The sequence below is a fragment of the Amycolatopsis sp. NPDC047767 genome, assembly GCF_040704195.1.
Lineage (GTDB): Bacteria > Actinomycetota > Actinomycetes > Mycobacteriales > Pseudonocardiaceae > Amycolatopsis.
The window spans coordinates 159,455-175,955 of sequence record NZ_JBEYSJ010000016.1 but is presented as its reverse complement, the minus strand read 5'-3'; the positions used below and the strand labels follow the sequence as shown (position 1 = coordinate 175,955).

18 protein-coding genes and 1 pseudogene are annotated in these 16,501 nt (G+C 70.3%); 11 read left to right on the top strand and 8 right to left on the bottom strand.

Annotated features, from left to right (window positions below; all coding sequences use genetic code 11):
• Nucleotides 1-93 precede the first annotated feature (93 nt).
• Entirely contained in the window at nt 94-573 is a 480-nt protein-coding gene (locus AB0878_RS27655; RefSeq protein WP_366583156.1) for an SRPBCC family protein, read from the bottom strand.
• A 114-nt stretch (nt 574-687) separates the two neighbouring features.
• Between AB0878_RS27655 and AB0878_RS27650 the strand changes: the two genes are divergently transcribed.
• Nucleotides 688-1,416, top strand: coding sequence for a VOC family protein (locus AB0878_RS27650; RefSeq protein WP_366583155.1), 729 nt, complete (start codon nt 688-690; stop codon nt 1,414-1,416).
• Here AB0878_RS27650 and AB0878_RS27645 read toward each other — a convergent pair.
• Together AB0878_RS27645 and AB0878_RS27640 are read right to left on the bottom strand one after the other, a co-directional pair.
• Entirely contained in the window at nt 1,394-2,338 is a 945-nt protein-coding gene (locus AB0878_RS27645) for a LysR family transcriptional regulator (protein ID WP_366583154.1), read from the bottom strand. The two genes, AB0878_RS27650 and AB0878_RS27645, sit on opposite strands and share 23 nt — an antisense overlap.
• Before the next feature lie 45 nt (nt 2,339-2,383).
• Nucleotides 2,384-4,099 (bottom strand): DUF6461 domain-containing protein, encoded by a 1,716-nt coding sequence (locus tag AB0878_RS27640; protein ID WP_366583153.1) that lies wholly within the window; start codon nt 4,097-4,099, stop codon nt 2,384-2,386.
• A gap of 100 nt (nt 4,100-4,199) precedes the next feature.
• On the opposite strand from AB0878_RS27640, the gene AB0878_RS27635 reads away from it, so the two are divergent.
• On the top strand, nt 4,200-4,670 hold the full coding sequence (locus tag AB0878_RS27635) for a GNAT family N-acetyltransferase (RefSeq protein WP_366583152.1): 471 nt from the start codon (nt 4,200-4,202) through the stop codon (nt 4,668-4,670).
• Here AB0878_RS27635 and AB0878_RS27630 read toward each other — a convergent pair whose 3' ends face one another.
• The 3 genes from AB0878_RS27630 to AB0878_RS27620 form a co-directional block, all read right to left on the bottom strand.
• Nucleotides 4,671-5,072, bottom strand: coding sequence for a hypothetical protein (locus AB0878_RS27630; RefSeq protein WP_366583151.1), 402 nt, complete (start codon nt 5,070-5,072; stop codon nt 4,671-4,673).
• Between the two features lie 136 nt (nt 5,073-5,208).
• A complete protein-coding gene (locus AB0878_RS27625; protein WP_366583150.1) occupies nt 5,209-6,129 on the bottom strand; it encodes an NADP-dependent oxidoreductase in 921 nt (306 codons plus the stop codon).
• On the bottom strand, nt 6,126-6,572 hold the full coding sequence (locus tag AB0878_RS27620; protein ID WP_366583149.1) for a nuclear transport factor 2 family protein: 447 nt from the start codon (nt 6,570-6,572) through the stop codon (nt 6,126-6,128). The genes AB0878_RS27625 and AB0878_RS27620 overlap by 4 nt, the downstream gene beginning before the upstream one ends.
• 93 nt (nt 6,573-6,665) lie before the next feature.
• Here AB0878_RS27620 and AB0878_RS27615 point away from each other — a divergent pair, with 93 nt between their 5' ends.
• The 8 genes and pseudogenes from AB0878_RS27615 to AB0878_RS27580 form a co-directional block, all read left to right on the top strand.
• A complete protein-coding gene (locus AB0878_RS27615) occupies nt 6,666-7,493 on the top strand; it encodes a LysR family transcriptional regulator (protein WP_366583148.1) in 828 nt (275 codons plus the stop codon).
• Nucleotides 7,494-7,615: 122 nt separating this feature from the next.
• Nucleotides 7,616-8,302, top strand: coding sequence for an FCD domain-containing protein (locus tag AB0878_RS27610; RefSeq protein ID WP_366583147.1), 687 nt, complete (start codon nt 7,616-7,618; stop codon nt 8,300-8,302).
• A 14-nt stretch (nt 8,303-8,316) separates the two neighbouring features.
• A complete protein-coding gene (locus tag AB0878_RS27605) occupies nt 8,317-9,144 on the top strand; it encodes a creatininase family protein (protein ID WP_220243516.1) in 828 nt (275 codons plus the stop codon).
• Nucleotides 9,141-9,998, top strand: a complete 858-nt coding sequence (locus AB0878_RS27600; protein WP_366583146.1) for a transporter substrate-binding domain-containing protein — start codon at nt 9,141-9,143, stop codon at nt 9,996-9,998. Before AB0878_RS27605 ends, AB0878_RS27600 begins: the two co-directional genes overlap by 4 nt.
• Nucleotides 9,999-10,010: 12 nt before the next feature.
• Complete coding sequence (locus AB0878_RS27595) at nt 10,011-10,766, top strand: amino acid ABC transporter permease (RefSeq protein WP_366583145.1); 756 nt, start codon at nt 10,011-10,013, stop codon at nt 10,764-10,766.
• Nucleotides 10,763-11,536 carry an amino acid ABC transporter ATP-binding protein gene (locus tag AB0878_RS27590; RefSeq protein ID WP_366583144.1) on the top strand — a complete coding sequence of 258 codons (774 nt, stop codon included), beginning with the start codon at nt 10,763-10,765 and terminating at the stop codon, nt 11,534-11,536. Before AB0878_RS27595 ends, AB0878_RS27590 begins: the two co-directional genes overlap by 4 nt.
• Entirely contained in the window at nt 11,537-12,505 is a 969-nt protein-coding gene (locus tag AB0878_RS27585) for a PHB depolymerase family esterase (RefSeq protein ID WP_366583143.1), read from the top strand.
• Between the two features lie 425 nt (nt 12,506-12,930).
• Nucleotides 12,931-13,413, top strand: a pseudogene (locus tag AB0878_RS27580) (transposase); the annotation flags it as partial.
• A gap of 50 nt (nt 13,414-13,463) precedes the next feature.
• On the opposite strand, the gene AB0878_RS27575 reads toward AB0878_RS27580, so the two are convergent.
• Entirely contained in the window at nt 13,464-14,399 is a 936-nt protein-coding gene (locus tag AB0878_RS27575) for an SDR family oxidoreductase (RefSeq protein WP_366583142.1), read from the bottom strand.
• A gap of 17 nt (nt 14,400-14,416) precedes the next feature.
• Here AB0878_RS27575 and AB0878_RS27570 point away from each other — a divergent pair, with 17 nt between their 5' ends.
• Entirely contained in the window at nt 14,417-14,992 is a 576-nt protein-coding gene (locus tag AB0878_RS27570; protein WP_366583141.1) for a TetR/AcrR family transcriptional regulator, read from the top strand.
• A 381-nt stretch (nt 14,993-15,373) separates the two neighbouring features.
• Here the strand turns inward: AB0878_RS27570 and AB0878_RS27565 are convergent, their stop codons facing one another.
• Entirely contained in the window at nt 15,374-16,411 is a 1,038-nt protein-coding gene (locus tag AB0878_RS27565; RefSeq protein ID WP_366583140.1) for an Atu2307/SP_0267 family LLM class monooxygenase, read from the bottom strand.
• Between the last annotated feature and the right edge of the window lie 90 nt (nt 16,412-16,501).

The following is a 16,501-nucleotide window of genomic DNA, read 5'->3' as shown; positions in this document are numbered from 1 at the left end:
CTGCCATTTCGTAGTCGGAGCGACACTCCAGAATGCGGTGGCGGCCAGGCGTTGTGCCACCCGATCCCACATGCTGGGGTGTGACTCCCCGAACTACGCGCGCAACGCCTCGAACGACGCCTTCAGCGCCGGGTAGTACTCGTCGAACGACGGCCGCACCGAGTCGTCGCGCGCGGCGACCAGCAGGTCGAGGTAGTACTCCCAGCCGGGCCCGATCTCGCCGATCCCGTCGGTGCTCGTCAGGTGGTGCACCAGCCGCAGCTCGGTCCCGTCCTCCACTTCGGACACGAGCAGCTCCATCGGCCACCCGCCGGCGTCCTCCATGCCCAGCAACGCCAGCCGCCGCGGTGCCTCACACGCGTCGACGCGCATGTCGATCCACGGCTTGCCCTCCTCGAACACCATCTGCACCCGGACCGTTTTCCCGGGCGCGCCTTCGCCTTCCCACGGCCCGAACCACAGCGCCGTGCGGTGCGGCTGCGTCACGTCGGCCCAGACGTCTTCGGGTGACGTCGCGAACGTGCGGCGCAGCACGAGGTCGAAGCCGCCGTCGGTGCGTACCAGCTCTGCCATGAGGGACCCCTTCCGCGTCGAGGACGCCAGGGTAGCCGCGAACCGGGCAAATCAGGCCGGAAACTGGCCGGATGGGGTTCTACCGTTCGCAACCACGACGTCGAAAGGATTCCGATGAGCCCCGTCGAGACCAACCAGCCGCTGGGCACGCCGACCTGGATCGACCTGGCCGTGCCCGACCTCGATCGCGCGCGGGCCTTCTACGGCGCCGTCTTCGGCTGGGACTTCGACGGCGGCGACTGCCTCCTGCGCGGCCTCCCCGTCGCCGGTCTGCACCACGCGGCCGACCCCCTGCCCGGCTGGCAGGTCCACCTCGCGACGGACGACTGCGCCGCCACCGCCGAAGCCGTCACCGCGGCCGGCGGGACGCTGCTGCGCGAACCGCACGACGTCGGGGACCGCGGCCGAGCCGCGCTCGCCGTGGATCCGTCCGGCGCCCCGTTCGGTCTGTGGGAGGGGCACGCCTTCCCCGGCGCCCGCCTGGTCAACGAGCCCGACACCCTCGTGCGCAACGACCTCGTCACTCCCGACGCGACCGACGCCCGCAAGTTCTACTGCACCGTCTTCGGCTTCACGCTCGACGGCAACGCCGACCTGCCCGACGCCGACTTCACCTTCCTGCGCCGGCCCGACGGCCACGAGGTCGGCGGCATCTTCACCCTCCGGGACGCCACCACTTCGGCCTGGGCCACCACGTTCGAAGTCGCCGACGCCGACGCAGCAGCCACCAAGGTCCGCACCGCGGGCGGCGAAGTCGCTTCAGTGGAGGGGACGCCGTACGGGCGGATGGCGACCGTGACCGACCCGTTCGGCGCCGGCTTCACGATGATCGCGCGCCCTTGACCAAATCACGGCGGACGTGGCCGGGCACCCAGCTCGCTCCGGCCGGGCCGGCCCACCCGCGCCGCACGAACGCGACCAGCTCGGCCAGCCCGCGGTGACCGGTCCCCGGACGCCACACCAGTGACCACGGGTAACACGGCACCGGCTCGACCACCGGAATGCGCTGCAGTTCGTGCCGCTCGGGCCACGCGATGCGGATCTTCTCGCCGACGAACGTCAGCAGCGTGCGCGACTCCGCCAGCGTGTCGAGCAGCGCTTCGAGCCCGAAGTTCGGCCCGGCGGGGTCGACGTCCACGCCGAACTCCGCCGACAGCTCGGCGTAGAAGCCCTCCCACTCGCTGCCGCGCCGGATCCCCGGCACCCACGCGCGGTGCTCGGCGACCTCGGCCAGGCGCACCTCCCGCCGCCCGGCCAGCGGGTGCTCCGGCCCGACCACGATCTGCAACGGCTCTAGGTACGCGTACACGTGCTTCAGGCCCTCCGGCGGCTCACGCAGGTACGTGAACCCGGCGTCGACCGCGCCCGCGCGCAGCTCCCGCAGCGTCTCGGCCGCGCCGCCGGACGTGAGCATCTCCATCGGCACCTCACGGTGGTCGCGGTGGAACTCCCGGAACAGCTCGGCCGCCGCCAGCCGCCGCCCGAGCACGTCGACCCGCAACGGCCGCGTCTCCCGCTGCACCGACTCCACCGCTTCGGCGACCGCACTCAGCACGGCTTTCGCGCGCGGCAGGAACGTCCGCCCGTCCGCCGTCAGCGACGCCCCGGCCGCGACCCGCTCGAACAGCACGACCCCCAGCTCGCCCTCCAGCCCCGCCACGCGCTTCGACACGGCCTGCTGGCTGATCCCCAGCCGCCCGGCCGCCAGCCGGAACTGCCCCTCCTCGGCGACCGCGACGAAGGCACGGAGTGCTTCGAAGTTCATGCCCTCCAGTGTCACCTCACCCCGATGGCGTGACCCGCCCGGCCGTCACAGGTCCGCCAAGGGATAACCCATGCCGGCCTCCTGGATCTCGTCGAAGTCCTCCACCGTGAGCCCCCGGCCGGTGAACCGCTCGACGGCCACCAGGCCCTTCTCATACCGGTCCCGCCAATCGTGGAAGTCCAGCCCCTCGACGGCGGCGGCCACTTCCGGATCGTCGCCGAGCGAGCGGCCGAGTTCGTCCGAGGCGAGGAGTTCGCCGTCGCGAGCGAAGGAGAGCCGGCTGACGGCGTTGACGTTCCAGAACATGCTCGCGGCGCGTCCTTCTCGCGACAGTTCGGCCAGCACCTCGCGCTGCGCGCCACGAATCCCGTTCTCCTCGATGGCCAGCACGATTCCGTCCACTTCGGACGCCGTCACCCAGGGGCCGAACTCGAGGTCCGAGTCGAGCAGGTCCTCGATCGGTTCCGGCTCCCGGATGTCCGCGCCGAACGCCTGCAAGACCTCCCGCAGCGTCAGCCCCACGACCACAGTCACGGTCGCCCCCTCCGACAGTGCACTCTGGCTGACCCACCGGTACGCCGCCTCGGGTAGGTCGACCCCTGGGGGCTCCGGCTCGCCGCGCAGCCGGTGGCCCAGCCGGTCGGCTCGCGCGTGGACCACGGCCGGTGCCGGCGGCGCTTCCCACACGACCAGCTCGTAGTTCTCGGTCTCGACGTCGTCGCGGCCGTACGCGTACACCCGCACCCGCAGGTCACCCGGCCGCGGCGGTGTCGCGATCCGACGGTGGTTGTAGTGCTTCGGTCCCACGAAGGTCGCGTCGCCGCGGCGAGCCGGCCAGCTGACCTCCGCAATCTCGTGCCAGCCCTGCGTGTCGATCTTCGCCGGTGGCTCGGCGAGCACCCGCATCCGGACTTCCAGCACCCCGGTTTCCCGCCCGGTCCGCACGAGCACTCCACCGTCGACGACTTCGACCAGCCCGTTGTCCGCGAATTCGCCTGGCTCGGCGACCGGTCCCTCGGCCAGCGCGAACACGTGGTCGCGCACGGCCACCTGCATAGAGCCGAAGGCCGGCAAGCGGTACTCGGCGCGCTTCTTGGCAAGCACCGCCTCCTCGTACACCACGGGCATGCTCCGGCTCGGCAGAAGAGCCGACGCCACGCCCAGCCCGAGCCCGATGTGCGCGGCCACCTTGTCGTACGCGGCATCGCCCAGCACGCCGGCCGCCGTCACCACGGCCACCGCGAGGTACGCCGCCCCGTGCGCCGCGGCGACCGCCTCTTCGTCGCCCGCTGCGTCCGCACCCAGCGACCCGGCCACGGCCTCGTGCTCGACCAGCCGCGACACCAGGCCGGCGATCACCTCCACCGCACCCGGCCGGGAAGTATCGAAGAATCGGGCTTCGCGCAACGCCTCGGCCTCGGTGTTCAAGGACCCGAAGGCGAACGTCCCGGTAGCGCGGTCGCCCAGACCCGCCGCGGCGCCCGCCACCGGCGGCAATGCGCGCACGGTGAGCTCCAGCGCCCCGTGCACGCGTTCCACGATCCAGACCGGCAGCCCCCGCAAGGCCCGGATCGCTTCGGGCTCCCCGGGCCGCGCGCGGTGTTCCTGCCCGCCACGCCACCGGCCGAGCGCGGCCGCGGCCGTCACCGGCACCGCGGCCGCCACGCGCGGCGCCTCCCGGACGATGGCTTGGACCAAAGCCGGCATCACCTCGTCTTCGCGAGCTGTCCCGGGCGTGCGGTCGGAATCGTTGTCCCCCATGGCACCCATCCTGCCCGATCACCGTCCGCCGCGGGGACCGTTCCCGAACGCCGCTCGAACTCGATTGCGCTGCCGGCCTCCCGACCGCTAAACAGGCATCGTGAACCTCCGCCTCCTCGAAGCGACCGCCGACGACGCCGCCGAACTGATGGTGCTGCAGCGGTGCTGCTGGGTGCAGGAAGCCCTGCTCAACAACACCTTGGAGATCCCCGCGCTCCACGAGACGCTCGACGAGGTCCGCGAGTGGATCCGCACGTGGCGGGTGTGGGTGTTGCGGCAGGGTCCGCGCCTGGTGGGCGCGGTGCGCGGGCGGCTCGAGGACGGCGCCTGGGAAGTCGGGCGGCTGATGGTCGCGCCCGACCTCGCCGGGCACGGCCTGGGCCGGCGGCTGCTGGAGCAGGTGGAGAGCCAGGCGCCCGCGTCGGCGGACCGCTTCGAGCTCTTCACGGGCGCCGCGAGCAAGCGCAACATCACGATGTACGAACGCGCGGGCTACCGCTTGACCGACCAGTCCGGCCCGGTCGACGGCCACATCCAGCACGCGGTCTTCCTGGTCAAACGCCGGGCGTGATCACCCCGTGTGCAGGTGCGCCGCCAGCCGGATCCGCAGCCCGCGCACGTCGGCCAGCGCCACCGAGAACGTCTCCGCCGGCCGGTGCCCCGCGGTGTTGTTCCACCGTCCACACGGTCCGGTGACGTACGTGAACCCGTTACGCGTCAGGGGAACCGACCAGATCTGCTCGCTGCCGCGCCCCGCTCCGGACCGCGGCGCGTGCCAGAACTGCGCCGTCGCCATCACCTCACCCAGCGCCCCCACGAACGCGGGCACGTCCTCGTCGCGCAGCCCGAGCCCCCGCCCGGCCCACACCCGCGGCAGGTCCGGTTCGCCCTCCCCGGGCCGCAGCGCACGCCCGAACACCACCTCGTCGTCCCCGACGTCAACACTCCAGCCCGGCGCCGTGATGCGCACCATGGTTCGACTCGCTTCCTGAGTTCCGGCGCCGAGTGAACCACGCCCGCGCCGAACCCGACTGAGCGATCACCGCTTCAGGAAGCGTGTTCCGCCTGACTCCCCTCACCACAGCCCCGGTCCGCGCCGCCTCGCCGGGTCAGTCGCACACCAGCACTACCTTCCCCGGCGCGTGACCCTCAGCCAGCAACCGCTGCGCCTCGGCCGCCTGGTCCAGAGGGAACGTCCGCGCCACGCGCACCGAGAGCGTGCCCGCCTCGGCCAGCTCCACCAACGTCAGCAGGTCCCGCCCGTCGAGGCGAGCGAACACCGGAATGGTGCCGGGGAAAGAGAACTCCGCGATCGACGCGACCCGCACGTCCGGCGCGGCCAGGTCCGGAGTGGACGAAAGGGCGCCCCGGCCGGTGGTGTCGAGCACGGCGTCGACACCACCCGGAGCCAACGCGCGGACCCGCGAGGCAAGGCCCGAGCCGTAGCCAACCGGCGAGGCACCCAGCGACCGCAGATACGCGTGATTCGCCTCCGAAGCCGTCCCGATCACCCGCACCCCCCGCGAAACCGCGAGCTGCACCGCGAGCGAACCCACGCCACCCGCGGCCGCGTGCACCAGCAGCGTCTCACCCGCGGACAAGCCGAGAGCCCGAACCGCCTGCAACGCGGTCAGCCCACCCAGCGGCAACCCGGCCGCCTCGGCCCACGACAGCCGAGAAGGCTTGCGCGCCAACATCCGCACGTCGGCGGCCACCTTCTCCGCATACCCACCATTGCGATGGGCGACGTCCCCGCGGACGTACCCGATCACCTCGTCGCCAGGGGAGAACTCGGGCGCCGCCGGACCCGCTCGCTCAACGACGCCCGCGATGTCCCACCCCGGCACCGCCGGGAAGTACGTCTCGAGGGCGTCGGCCTGCACGCCGGCCTGCACGCCGAGGTCCGCGGGGTTCAGCGCCGCCGCCCTCACCCGCACCAGCACGCCGTCGAGGTTCGTCTTCGGGTCCGGCAGTTCGGCGAGCTCCAGCACCTCCGGCCCGCCGAACCGGTGGTGCACCACGGCTTTCACGCCTCCGGCTCCAGCGGAAGATCGCCCAGCACGTCGTGGCGGGAGATCTTCCACTCGCCGTCGACGCGGCGCAGCTCGGTTTCGTAGTAGCCCGACTCGATCGGCCGCACCACCGGCGACGGCAGCGTGCGCGTCTCGAACACCACGTACTGCGCCGACAACCGCGCCCGGTCGCCGTCGACCTCGATGAGGTGGTCCGCCGTCACGTGGTGCCCGGTGCCGCCTTCGGGGTGTGGCTTCATGAAGTTCTCCACCGCGTACTGCACCCCGGCGCCGCCGATCAACGGCTCGCCGATCTGCTCGTACGCGCCGGGGCCGGTCCGGACGTGGATCCGGACCTCGGCGTCGTCGGTGAACAGCGCGCCCTGCGCGGCGCCGTCACGCCGGTCGGTCGCGCGGACATAGCGGGCCAGGACCTCCTGGACCGCGCGTTCGTCACTCACGGAAATGGCCTTTCTCTGGGGGACGATTCCAGCCAACCCCCGCGTGACCTGCGGAACGATGACCGTCCGGGCGACGATCATTACCCTGGAGGTATGGATCGCCTGGAGACGCGCGAGCTGGCCTACTTCGTCGCGGTGGCCGAGGAGCTGCACTTCGCCCGTGCCGCCGAGCGGCTCGGCATCGCCGCGCCGCCCCTCTCGCGTGCGATCGCCCGGCTGGAGCGGCGCATCGGCGTGCGGCTGTTCGACCGCACGAGCCGTCGCGTCTCCCTCACCGAAGCCGGCGAGGTCTTCCTCGCCGAGAGCCGCGCGGCGCTGGCCGCCGTGGACACCGCGGTGCGGCGCGCCCAGCGCGCGGCCCGGCCGGCGAGCCTCGTGGTCGCCGTCCGCTCCGGCACCGGAGCGGGCCTGCTGTCCGACCTGCTCGAGGCCTACGCGCACCGCCCCTCCGCCGCACCGGTCGAGCTGCTGTTCACCACCGACCAGACCCGAGCGCTGCGCGAAGGCACCGCCGACGTCGCCGTGCTCTGCGCGTCCTCGGACACCACCGGACTCGCGACCACGGAGCTCGCCGTCGAATCGCCGGTCGCCCTCCTGCCCGCATCCCATCCCTTCGCGACGCGCGCGGCCGTCCCCCTCGACGAGCTGCGCCGCGTCGACGCCTACCGCGCGACGTGCCCGCCGGTGTCGCTCGACGAGATCGTCGACCGCGTCGCGCTCGGCCAGCTCGTCGTCGTTGTCGGCGAGAGCGCCGCGAGCCGGATCGGCGACGCCGTGGTGGCCGTTCCGGTCGTCGGCCAGGCCGGCACCACGCTCGTGCTGGGCCGCGCCGCGGGCGCGCCGACGCCGGACCTGAAGGCCTTCGAACGCACCGCGAAGGACGTCGCCGCGCGGCGCCTCGCCACCGCCGGCACGGCGTAGCCCGCGCGCTCGAAGATCGCCCCAAACCCTCCCGAACTGCGCTTATGCACGTTCGTCGCGAAATCCTTGACTTCAAATTGAGCAAGTGATTTAGTCAATTCACTCGCAGAACGGAGTCACCGATGACCGAAGCGCACCCGAAACCCGGGCTGTCCGAACAGCTCGTGGCGGGGCTGCTGGAGCTGATCGCCGACGAGCGACTGGCGCCGGGCGACAGCCTGCCGACCGTGCGCGTGCTGGCCGAGCGGTTCTCCGTGACCACGCCGACGATCCGGGAAGCACTGCGCCGGTTGCAGACCACCGACGCGGTCCGCATGCGCCACGGCTCGGGCATCTACGTGGGCGACGGCATCCACCGCACGCTCATGCCGAACCCGAACTCCGCGCCGATGAAGGACGAGCTGATCCTCCAGCTCGTCGATGCCAGGCTCACGATCGAGCCCGGCATCGCCGCGCTGACCGCGGTCAACCGCAGTGAGGAAAGCCTGCAGCGCCTGGAGCTCGCGCTCGACACGGCCAAGCGCGACAGCACCGACCACCGGCCGCACCTGAACTTCCACCGGGAGCTCGCCGGCGGTTCGGGCAACCAGGTGCTCTTCGAGGTCGTCGACTCGCTGCTCGCCGCGCGTGGCCGGGAGCAGAAAGCCCTGCGTGCCCTCATCGAGGACCGCCGGCGCGACTACGAGGAGCACCTCGCCATCTTCGACGCCGTGCGCTCCGGCGACGCGGCCGCCGCGGAGGAACACACCCGCCACCACCTCGAACAACTCCGCACCGAAGTGGCCCGCCAGCTCGGGCGGGCCGAATGACCGGGAAAGACACCATGCCGATCGCACCACGTTCACACCGCCTCGCCGATCTCACCTGGCCCGAGATCGACGACCTGCGCCCGCACGCCCCCGTGGCGATCGTGCCGCTCGGAGCCACCGAGCAGCACGGCCACGGGCTCGCGCAGCGCACCGACACCACCCGGGCCGAGGTCGTCGCAGACCTTGTGGCGCAACACCTTTCACCGAAGGTCGTGGTGACCCCGGTGATCCCCGTGGGGGTCTCCGAGCACCACATGGCCTTCCCCGGCACGCTCACGCTGTCGCCGATCACGCTGCAGCAGGTGATCGTGGAACTCGTCACCAGCCTGCACCGCCACGGCTGGCGCAAGGTCTACGTGCTCACCGGCCACGGCGGCAACAACGCCACGGTCGAGGTCGCCGTCACGCGGCTGCGCACCGACCTGCCCGACCTGCACATCGCGTGGAGCGGGATCACGCCCGTGGTCTCGGACCTCGTGTCGAAGCTGTCCGAAAGCCGGATCGGCGGCCACTCCAGCGAAATCGAGACCTCGCAGGCGATGTTCGCCGACCCGGACCTCGTGCTCCCCGAGCGGCTCACCCCCGGCAGCTCCACCTTCGACGACCTCGACCAGGCGGGCAAGCTCAGCCGCTCGCGGCCGGGGATCCACTTTCCACAGTCCTATCACGACCTGAGCAAGACCGGCACGCTCGGCGACGCCACCAAGTCGTCCGTCGAGATCGGTGCTCGGCTGGTGGAAGCCACCGTCGAGCGCATCAGCGGCTTCCTGCAGGAGTTCCTCGACCTGCCGGAACGCCAGTCCGCCCCCACCCTCACCCGCATTCCCCAGGAGACGCCATGACCGCCCCGACCCGACGCCGTCTCGGAGTGGCCACCCTCGTGCTCGCGGCCGGCCTCACGCTGACCGCCTGCGGTGGCAGCGACGACCAGGCCGCCAACCCGCTCGGCACCGCCACCCCCGGCAAGGTCCACTTCGCCTTCCGCTCCGACGACAAGCCGACGTCGTTCATCGACGGCGGCAAGCCCGCCGGCTTCCTCATCGAGCTCACGCAGGCGATGGCGCAGAAGATGAACCTGACCGCCGACTACACCGCGACCGACTTCGCGAGCATGCTGCCCAACATCCGCAACCACAAGTACGACTCGGCCGCGTTCGGCACGCTCGTCACGCCGCCGCGCCAGGAGGTCACCGACTTCACCACCGCGGTGAACTACGGGCAGGCGCAGCTGATCTCCCGCAAGAGCGCGCCACTGGCCACTGTGGACGCTTCGGGTGGCAAGACCATCGCGATCACCCGCGGCAGCGAGCTGATCCCGCTCGTGAAGAAGCGCGTGCCGACCGTGACGGTCAAGGAGTTCCCCAACATCGCGGCCAGCTCCAACGCGCTCACCGCCGGACAGGTCGACGGGCTGTTCACCGGCGTCGCGACCACGAACGACCTCCTGGAGAAGCACCCGGACTACCAGGCCTCGCCGGCGATCACCAGCGGCATGACCGCGTTCCCGGTCGCCAAGGACAAGCCCGAGCTGAAGAAAGCGCTCGACGACGCGCTCAAGGCCGTGATCGCCGACGGCACGTACACGAAGCTGTTCGACAAGTGGAACCCCAAGGGCGTCGCGATCCCGGACGACATGCTCAAGGCCTACCCCGGCATGCAGCAGCGCCCCGGCGTCACCGCTGCCGACGGGTCCTGAAAGGACAGCGCCATGGACGGTCTGAAACAAATCTGGGACACGTTCTTCGACCTCGACCTCATCGGCAGCACGCTCCCCACGCTGCTGAAGGAGGGGCTGCTGAACACCCTGTTCCTCACCGTGCTCGCGAGCGCGATCGGCCTCGTGGTCGGCATCTTCCTCGCCAGCGGCCTGATGTCCCGCTTCCGCGTGCTGCGCCTGCCCTGCCGCTGGTACGTCGACATCCTGCGCGGCCTGCCCCACATCCTGAGCATCTACCTCATCGGCCAGGGCCTGCCGCTGGCCGGGCTCACGATGTTCGGCAACTGGACCTACGGCTACGCGGCGCTCGCGATCGGGCTCATGGAAGGCGCTTACATGGCGGAGATCTTCCGCTCGGGCTTCCAGAGCGTCGACAAGGGCATCGTCGAAGCGTCGCGCAGCCTCGGGATGTCGCACACGAAGACCATGCGGCTCATCGTGATCCCGATCGGGTTCCGGCGCGTGCTGCCGGCGCTCACCGGCCAGTTCATCCTGGTCATCAAGAGCACGGCCCTGGTCTACCTGCTGGGCCTCGCCGCCGGGCAGCGGGAGATGTTCGCGATCGCCCAGGACACGTCCACCAACAACGCTTCGCTCTCACCGCTGGTCGCCGCGGGCCTGTTCTACCTCGCGATCACCGTGCCGCTCACCTACGTGGTGAACAAGTGGGACAAGCGGATGCGCGAAGGCCGGCCCGCCGCGGCGACCACGCCGGCGGCCGTGCGCACCGAGGAGGCACTCGTATGACGCGGGCGAGCACCGCGGCGGCCGACGCCGTGACCACCACCGGGACGACCGTCCGCTACGAGCACATCGACAAGACCTTCGGCAACACCCCGGTGCTGCATGACATCGTGCTCGAAGCCCCGGGCGGCACCACCACGTGCATCATCGGCCCGTCGGGTTCCGGCAAGTCGACGCTGCTGCGCTGCACCAACCTGCTGGAGATCCCGACCGCCGGGCGCATCTTCATCGGCGACCAGGCCATCACCGACAAGGGCGCCGACGTCGACCGCATCCGCACCCGCGTCGGCATGGTGTTCCAGAACTTCCACCTGTTCCCGCACCACACGGTGCTCGACAACGTGACGCTCGCCCAGCAGCAGGTGCTCGGCGTGTCTCGCGACGAAGCTGTGGAGACCGCGCGGGCGAACCTCGCCGCGGTCGGGCTCGCGGCGTACGAGAACCGCCGGCCCTCCCAGCTCTCGGGCGGTCAGCAGCAGCGCGTGGCCATCGCGCGGTCGCTGGCGATGAACCCCGAGGTGATGTTGTTCGACGAAGCGACGTCCGCACTCGACCCCGAGCTCGTGAAAGGCGTGCTCGCCGTGATGCGCGACCTGGCTTCCCGCGGCATGACGATGATCGTGGTGACGCACGAGATGCGGTTCGCCCGTGAGGTCGCCGAGCAGGTCGTGTTCCTCGACCAGGGACGGCTCGTGGAAGCCGCCCACCCCACCGAGTTCTTCGAGTCCCCCCGCAGTGACCGGCTCCGGTCCTTCCTCGACGAGGTGCTCTGAATGAGATTCGCCAAGCTCGCCGCTGTCGCCGCGCTTGCGCTGACCGCCACGGCGGTCGTCCCGCAGACCGCGTCCGCGACCCCCTCCGTGCGCAACTACCCCCGGGTTTCGACGGGCTGCACCGCGCACTCGACCTCCCTGCCGCTCGGGCAGACGGTCACGCAGACCATCACCTCCGGCGGGCTTTCCCGCGACTACCTGATCCACCTGCCCGCGAACTACCAGCCGGGTCACCCGAAGCCCGTGGTCATGGCGTTCCACGGCCGCAAGGGCGACGGCAGCGACATCGAAGAGTTCTCCGGCATCGACGGCCTCGACACCATCGCCGTCTACCCCGTGGGCGCCAAGGGCGAAGCCGACCAGCGCGCCTGGCAGAGCGCGCCGTACGCCGCGCCGGGCGTCGACGACGTCCGCTTCGTCGGCGACCTGCTCGACCACCTGCAGGCGACGCTGTGCGTGGACCCGCTGCGCATCTTCGCCACCGGCAAGTCCAACGGCGCCGGCTTCGTGTCGCTGCTGGCCTGCCAGCTGCCGATGCGCATCGCCGCCTTCGCCACGATCGCCGGCGCCTTCTACCCCGGCACCACGGTCGGCTGCTCGTCGAGCGTCCCCGCCCCGATCGTCGACTTCCACGGCACGGCCGACCCGACCATCGAGTACAACGGCGGCACCAGCCACAGCGAGCCCATCCCCAACCTCATGGACTGGGCCCAGAACTGGGCGAACCACAACCACTGCACCGCGACGCCGGTCAGCACCCCGATCGGCTCCGACGTGATCCAATTCTCGTGGCAGAACTGCGCCGTCAACGCCTCCGTCACCCACTACCGCATCCTCGGCGCCGGCCACACCTGGCCCGGCGAGCTCGTGGACAGCGGCCCCGGCTCGGCGACGCAGACGATGAAGGCCCAGCAGGTGATCTGGAACTTCTTCAACGCCCACACGCTCGGCTCTGGTTTGTTCCGCTGATCTGAGGAAATGCCCGGCCGGGCGCAGCTGCACCCGGCTGGGCATTTCCTTTTGTCCGGACCCTTTGCCGGCCCGGGCGGGTACTCGGTCAGATCTTCCTTGACTCGCGGATCGGTCGAGGAGGGCACGGTCATGAATTCGGACGACCGACGGGCCGGCGCGGGACGGCCCGGGCAAACGACGGCGTCGACCTGTCCCAGCGCGAGTCGAACTCGGCGGAGCTGCTGCGAAGCAACGGCTTCACGATCGAGGCGCCGGTGGCTCCGCGGTTGATGATCGCCTTCTCATGCGCGAGGGCAGCGCGGCGCGCGCCCTGGTGCTCGAAGAACTCCTGGCAAAATGGATCTTGGCATAAGTTGATCCAGGAGGTTGTCGGTCGGCGCGGGAGGAAGGGACAGCAGCCTCCGTGGATCGTCTCCGACGAGTTGTGGGTGCGGATCGAGCCGCCGCTACCGGTCGTCGGGCGACGCACTGACCATCCAGGCCGCCAGCGTCCGGATGACCGGAAGGTCCCGTGCGGCATCCTGTTCGTGCTCTGCACCACGATTCAGTGGGAGTTCCTGCCGCTGGAACTGGGCTTCGGTTCCGGTATGACGTGCTGGCAGCGCCTACCGTGCCCGAACTGGCTCGACAACACCATCTGATCACCGAAGCGCACGGTACCCCGTTGCAGGTGTCGCTGACCGGCGGCAACCGCAACGACGTCACCCAGCTTTATGCCCCTGATCAAGACGATCCCGCCGGTTCGGGTCCGTCGCGGACGGCCCCGACAGCGACCGGACGCACTGTATGCCGACCGTGGGTATGACCACGACAAGTACCGCAAGCAGGTCCGCGAAGTCGGGATTACGCCGGTCATTGCTCGACGCGGTGAGGAGCACGGCTCCGGACTGGGCGTGTACCGGTGGAGCGTCGGGCGTTGAAAGATTGGGATTTTGGGTCGTGTCGGTCGGTCGAGTCAGTGGGTGAAGGCGATGGATGCCGCAAGGTCCTTTTGATTTTCGAGTGCGGCGAGACGTTCGGTGAGTGCGGCGTGGACAGCGTCGTAGGTGTCGGAACCGAAAGTGAGGCGCAGGGGCGGGTTCGAGTGACGGGTGGTGTCGTAGATGGCGGCGGCAATCTTGGCCGGGTCGCCGGTGCGGGTGCTGTCGTCGGCGGTCTCCAGCAGACGCCGTGTCCGGCCGACGGCGTTGTCGCGGTAGGCGGCCGTTTCGGTGGTATAGCGCAGGGCCGAGGCGAAGCCGGTGCGGGTGCCACCGGGTTCGACCAGGGTGAGGTGAATGTTGAAGTTGGCGACTTCGCGACCGACGCTCTCGGTGAAGCCTTCCAACCCCCACTTGCCCGCATGATAGGAGCTGTGGGTGGGGATGCCGATCTGGCCGCCCATACTGGAGATCTGGATGATCCGGCCGCCGCCCTGCTCGCGCATCGGCTTCAGGAACGCCCGGGTGATCAGCATCGGAGCGAGCAGGAGGACCTCGATCTGGTCGCGGATCTGCTCGACCGTCATCTCCTCGGCGGCGCCCACGACCGCGTACCCGGCGTTGTTGACCACGATGTCCACCGGTCCGGACCGAAGCGTCCGGCCGACCACTGCGTCGACATCGGCCGGACGGGCGAGGTCGAGGATCTCGACAGTCAGCCGGTCGCCGTACGTCTCACGCAGGTCTTGCAGAGTCTCGGGGCGGCGGACCGTCGCGGTGACGCGGTCGCCGCGCTGGAGGGCGTGCTCGGTGAGGTGGCGCCCCAGGCCACCGGACGCTCCGGTGACGAACCAGTGGCGCACGGCCGCGTCGGTGAGGGTGGGCATGAGCTCTCCTGAAGTAGAGTCGTAGCGGAATTCGTTCCGCTTACCAGTTAAGCGGAACGAATTCCGGAACGCAAGCGAAGGCAAGCACTGGAGGAACCCGCATGCCCGCGACTCCCCGCCGGATCAGGAGTGATGCGCTACAGAACCGGGCGCGCCTGCTGGAGGTCGCCGCGCAGGTCTTCGCGGAGCAGGGGCTGGACGCCGCACCGGCCGCGATCGCCAAGCAGGCGGGGGTCGGCGTCGGCACGCTCTACCGGCACTTCCCGACTCGAGAAGCCCTTATTGACGCCGCTTACCGGCACCAGCTCACCCGCGTCTGCGAGAAGGCAATCGAGCTCCTCGCCCGGCACCCGGGCGCTGAAGCCACCCGCCTGTGGATGGCACACTTCCTCGACTACGCCACGGCCAAGAGCGGTATGTCCGCGGCGCTCAACGCGGTCATCGCCTCCGGCATCGACCCGTATTCCGACAGTCACGCCCTCCTGTCCGGCGCCGTCGCCACCCTCCTCGAGGCCGGCGCCCGGGACGGCAGTCTGCGCACTGACGTCACCCCCGACGATGTGCTGATCCTCATGGGCGGCATCGCCTATTCGGTGCAGCACGGCACCAAAGAACAGGCCGGTCGACTCGTCGACCTCTTCATGGACGCGCTGACCAAAGGCGCGACAGCGAGCTAAACCCGCCACCCTGCCCGGCCGGCGCGTCGAACGCACGCACAAGTGCGCCACGCCGGCCTCTCTTCGTCGAGCGGTTCTGCCGCACTCGTCAGGCTCGGGCGCCCAGGGGACAACCCGCGTTTCGGAGTGATCCAACCGCTCGAATGTCATTCTGTCCGGAGCTCTGAGACAAGATCGTCGAATGCGCGAAACCCACCGCGCAGGCGAATCAGACGAAGCTGATCCACAAGTTCCCCTCCGAGTTTCTGCCTCAGACCCGTCGAGGCGCGCGAGATCGCCGCCCCCCTCTCGGTTTTCGCACGGTCGTTCGGCCGCGCGAACGGTAACCAAGCTGACCTGACCTTGCGGGGGTGGTGGCCAGGCCGCCACCCCCGCCATGGCTCAAGCCATCAGCTCCCGCACCATCGGCGCCACGCGAGCCCCGTACAGCTCGATGTTGCGCAGCACCGAGCCGCGCGGCAGCCCGGCCAGTCCGTACTTCAGGTCGAACCGCGTGGCCCCCACCGTCTTCAGCGACGCGGCGATCTTGCGCGCCACTGTCTCCGGTGAGCCGACGTGCCAGGCGCCGCGTTCGGAGACCTCCTCCAGGAACTGCTCGCGCGACGGCGGCCGGAACCCGCGTTCGTGCGCGACGCGGGTGAGCACGTCGACGTAGTGGGGGTACAGCTCTTCCATCGCGTCCTCGTCGCTGTCGGCGATGTGGCCGGGCATGTGCAGCCCGATCGCCTTCTGCGGCTTGTCGAGCCGGCGCTGCACGTCGCGGAACAGGTCCGCGAAGGGCTTGAACCGCGCGGCCGGGCCGCCGATGATCGCGAGCATGAGCGACATGCCGTACTTCGCCGTCCGCAGCACCGATTCGGGGCTGCCGCCGACGCCGATCCACGCCGGGATCGGGCCCGTCTCCGTGTGCGGCACCACTTCCTGGCCGTTCAGCGAGGGCCGCAGCCGGCCGGACCACGTCACGGGCTTCTCCTCCAGCAGGCGGGAGAACAGGTCGACCTTCTCGTCGAACAGCTCGTCGTAGTCGCCCAGGTCGTAGCCGAACAGGGGGAACGACTCGGTGCTCGACCCGCGGCCCAGGATCACCTCCGCGCGTCCGTGCGAGAGCGCGTCGAGGGTCGAGTAGCGCTGGAAGACGCGCACGGGGTCGTCGGAGCTCAGCACCGTGACGGCGGAGCCCAGCCGGATGCGTGACGTGCGCGCCGCCACGGCCGCCAGCACCACGTCGGGCGCCGAGAGCGGCATGTCCACCGTGTGGTGCTCACCGATGCCGAAGAAGTCGAGACCCACGTGATCGGCGAGCACGCCGTGCTCCACCAGGCCGCGGATGGTCTCGGCGTGGCTGACGGGGGTGCCGCCGTCGTCGGAAAGCACGTCCCCGAACGTGTCCAGTCCGAGGGTGACCGAATACTTCGTCATGCCCCGATGTTGTAACCACCACGGCAACCGCACCTCGCCACGCGCTGGGTACCCATACGAGGGGACGGCAGCGGGCGAGCCGCCGAAGGA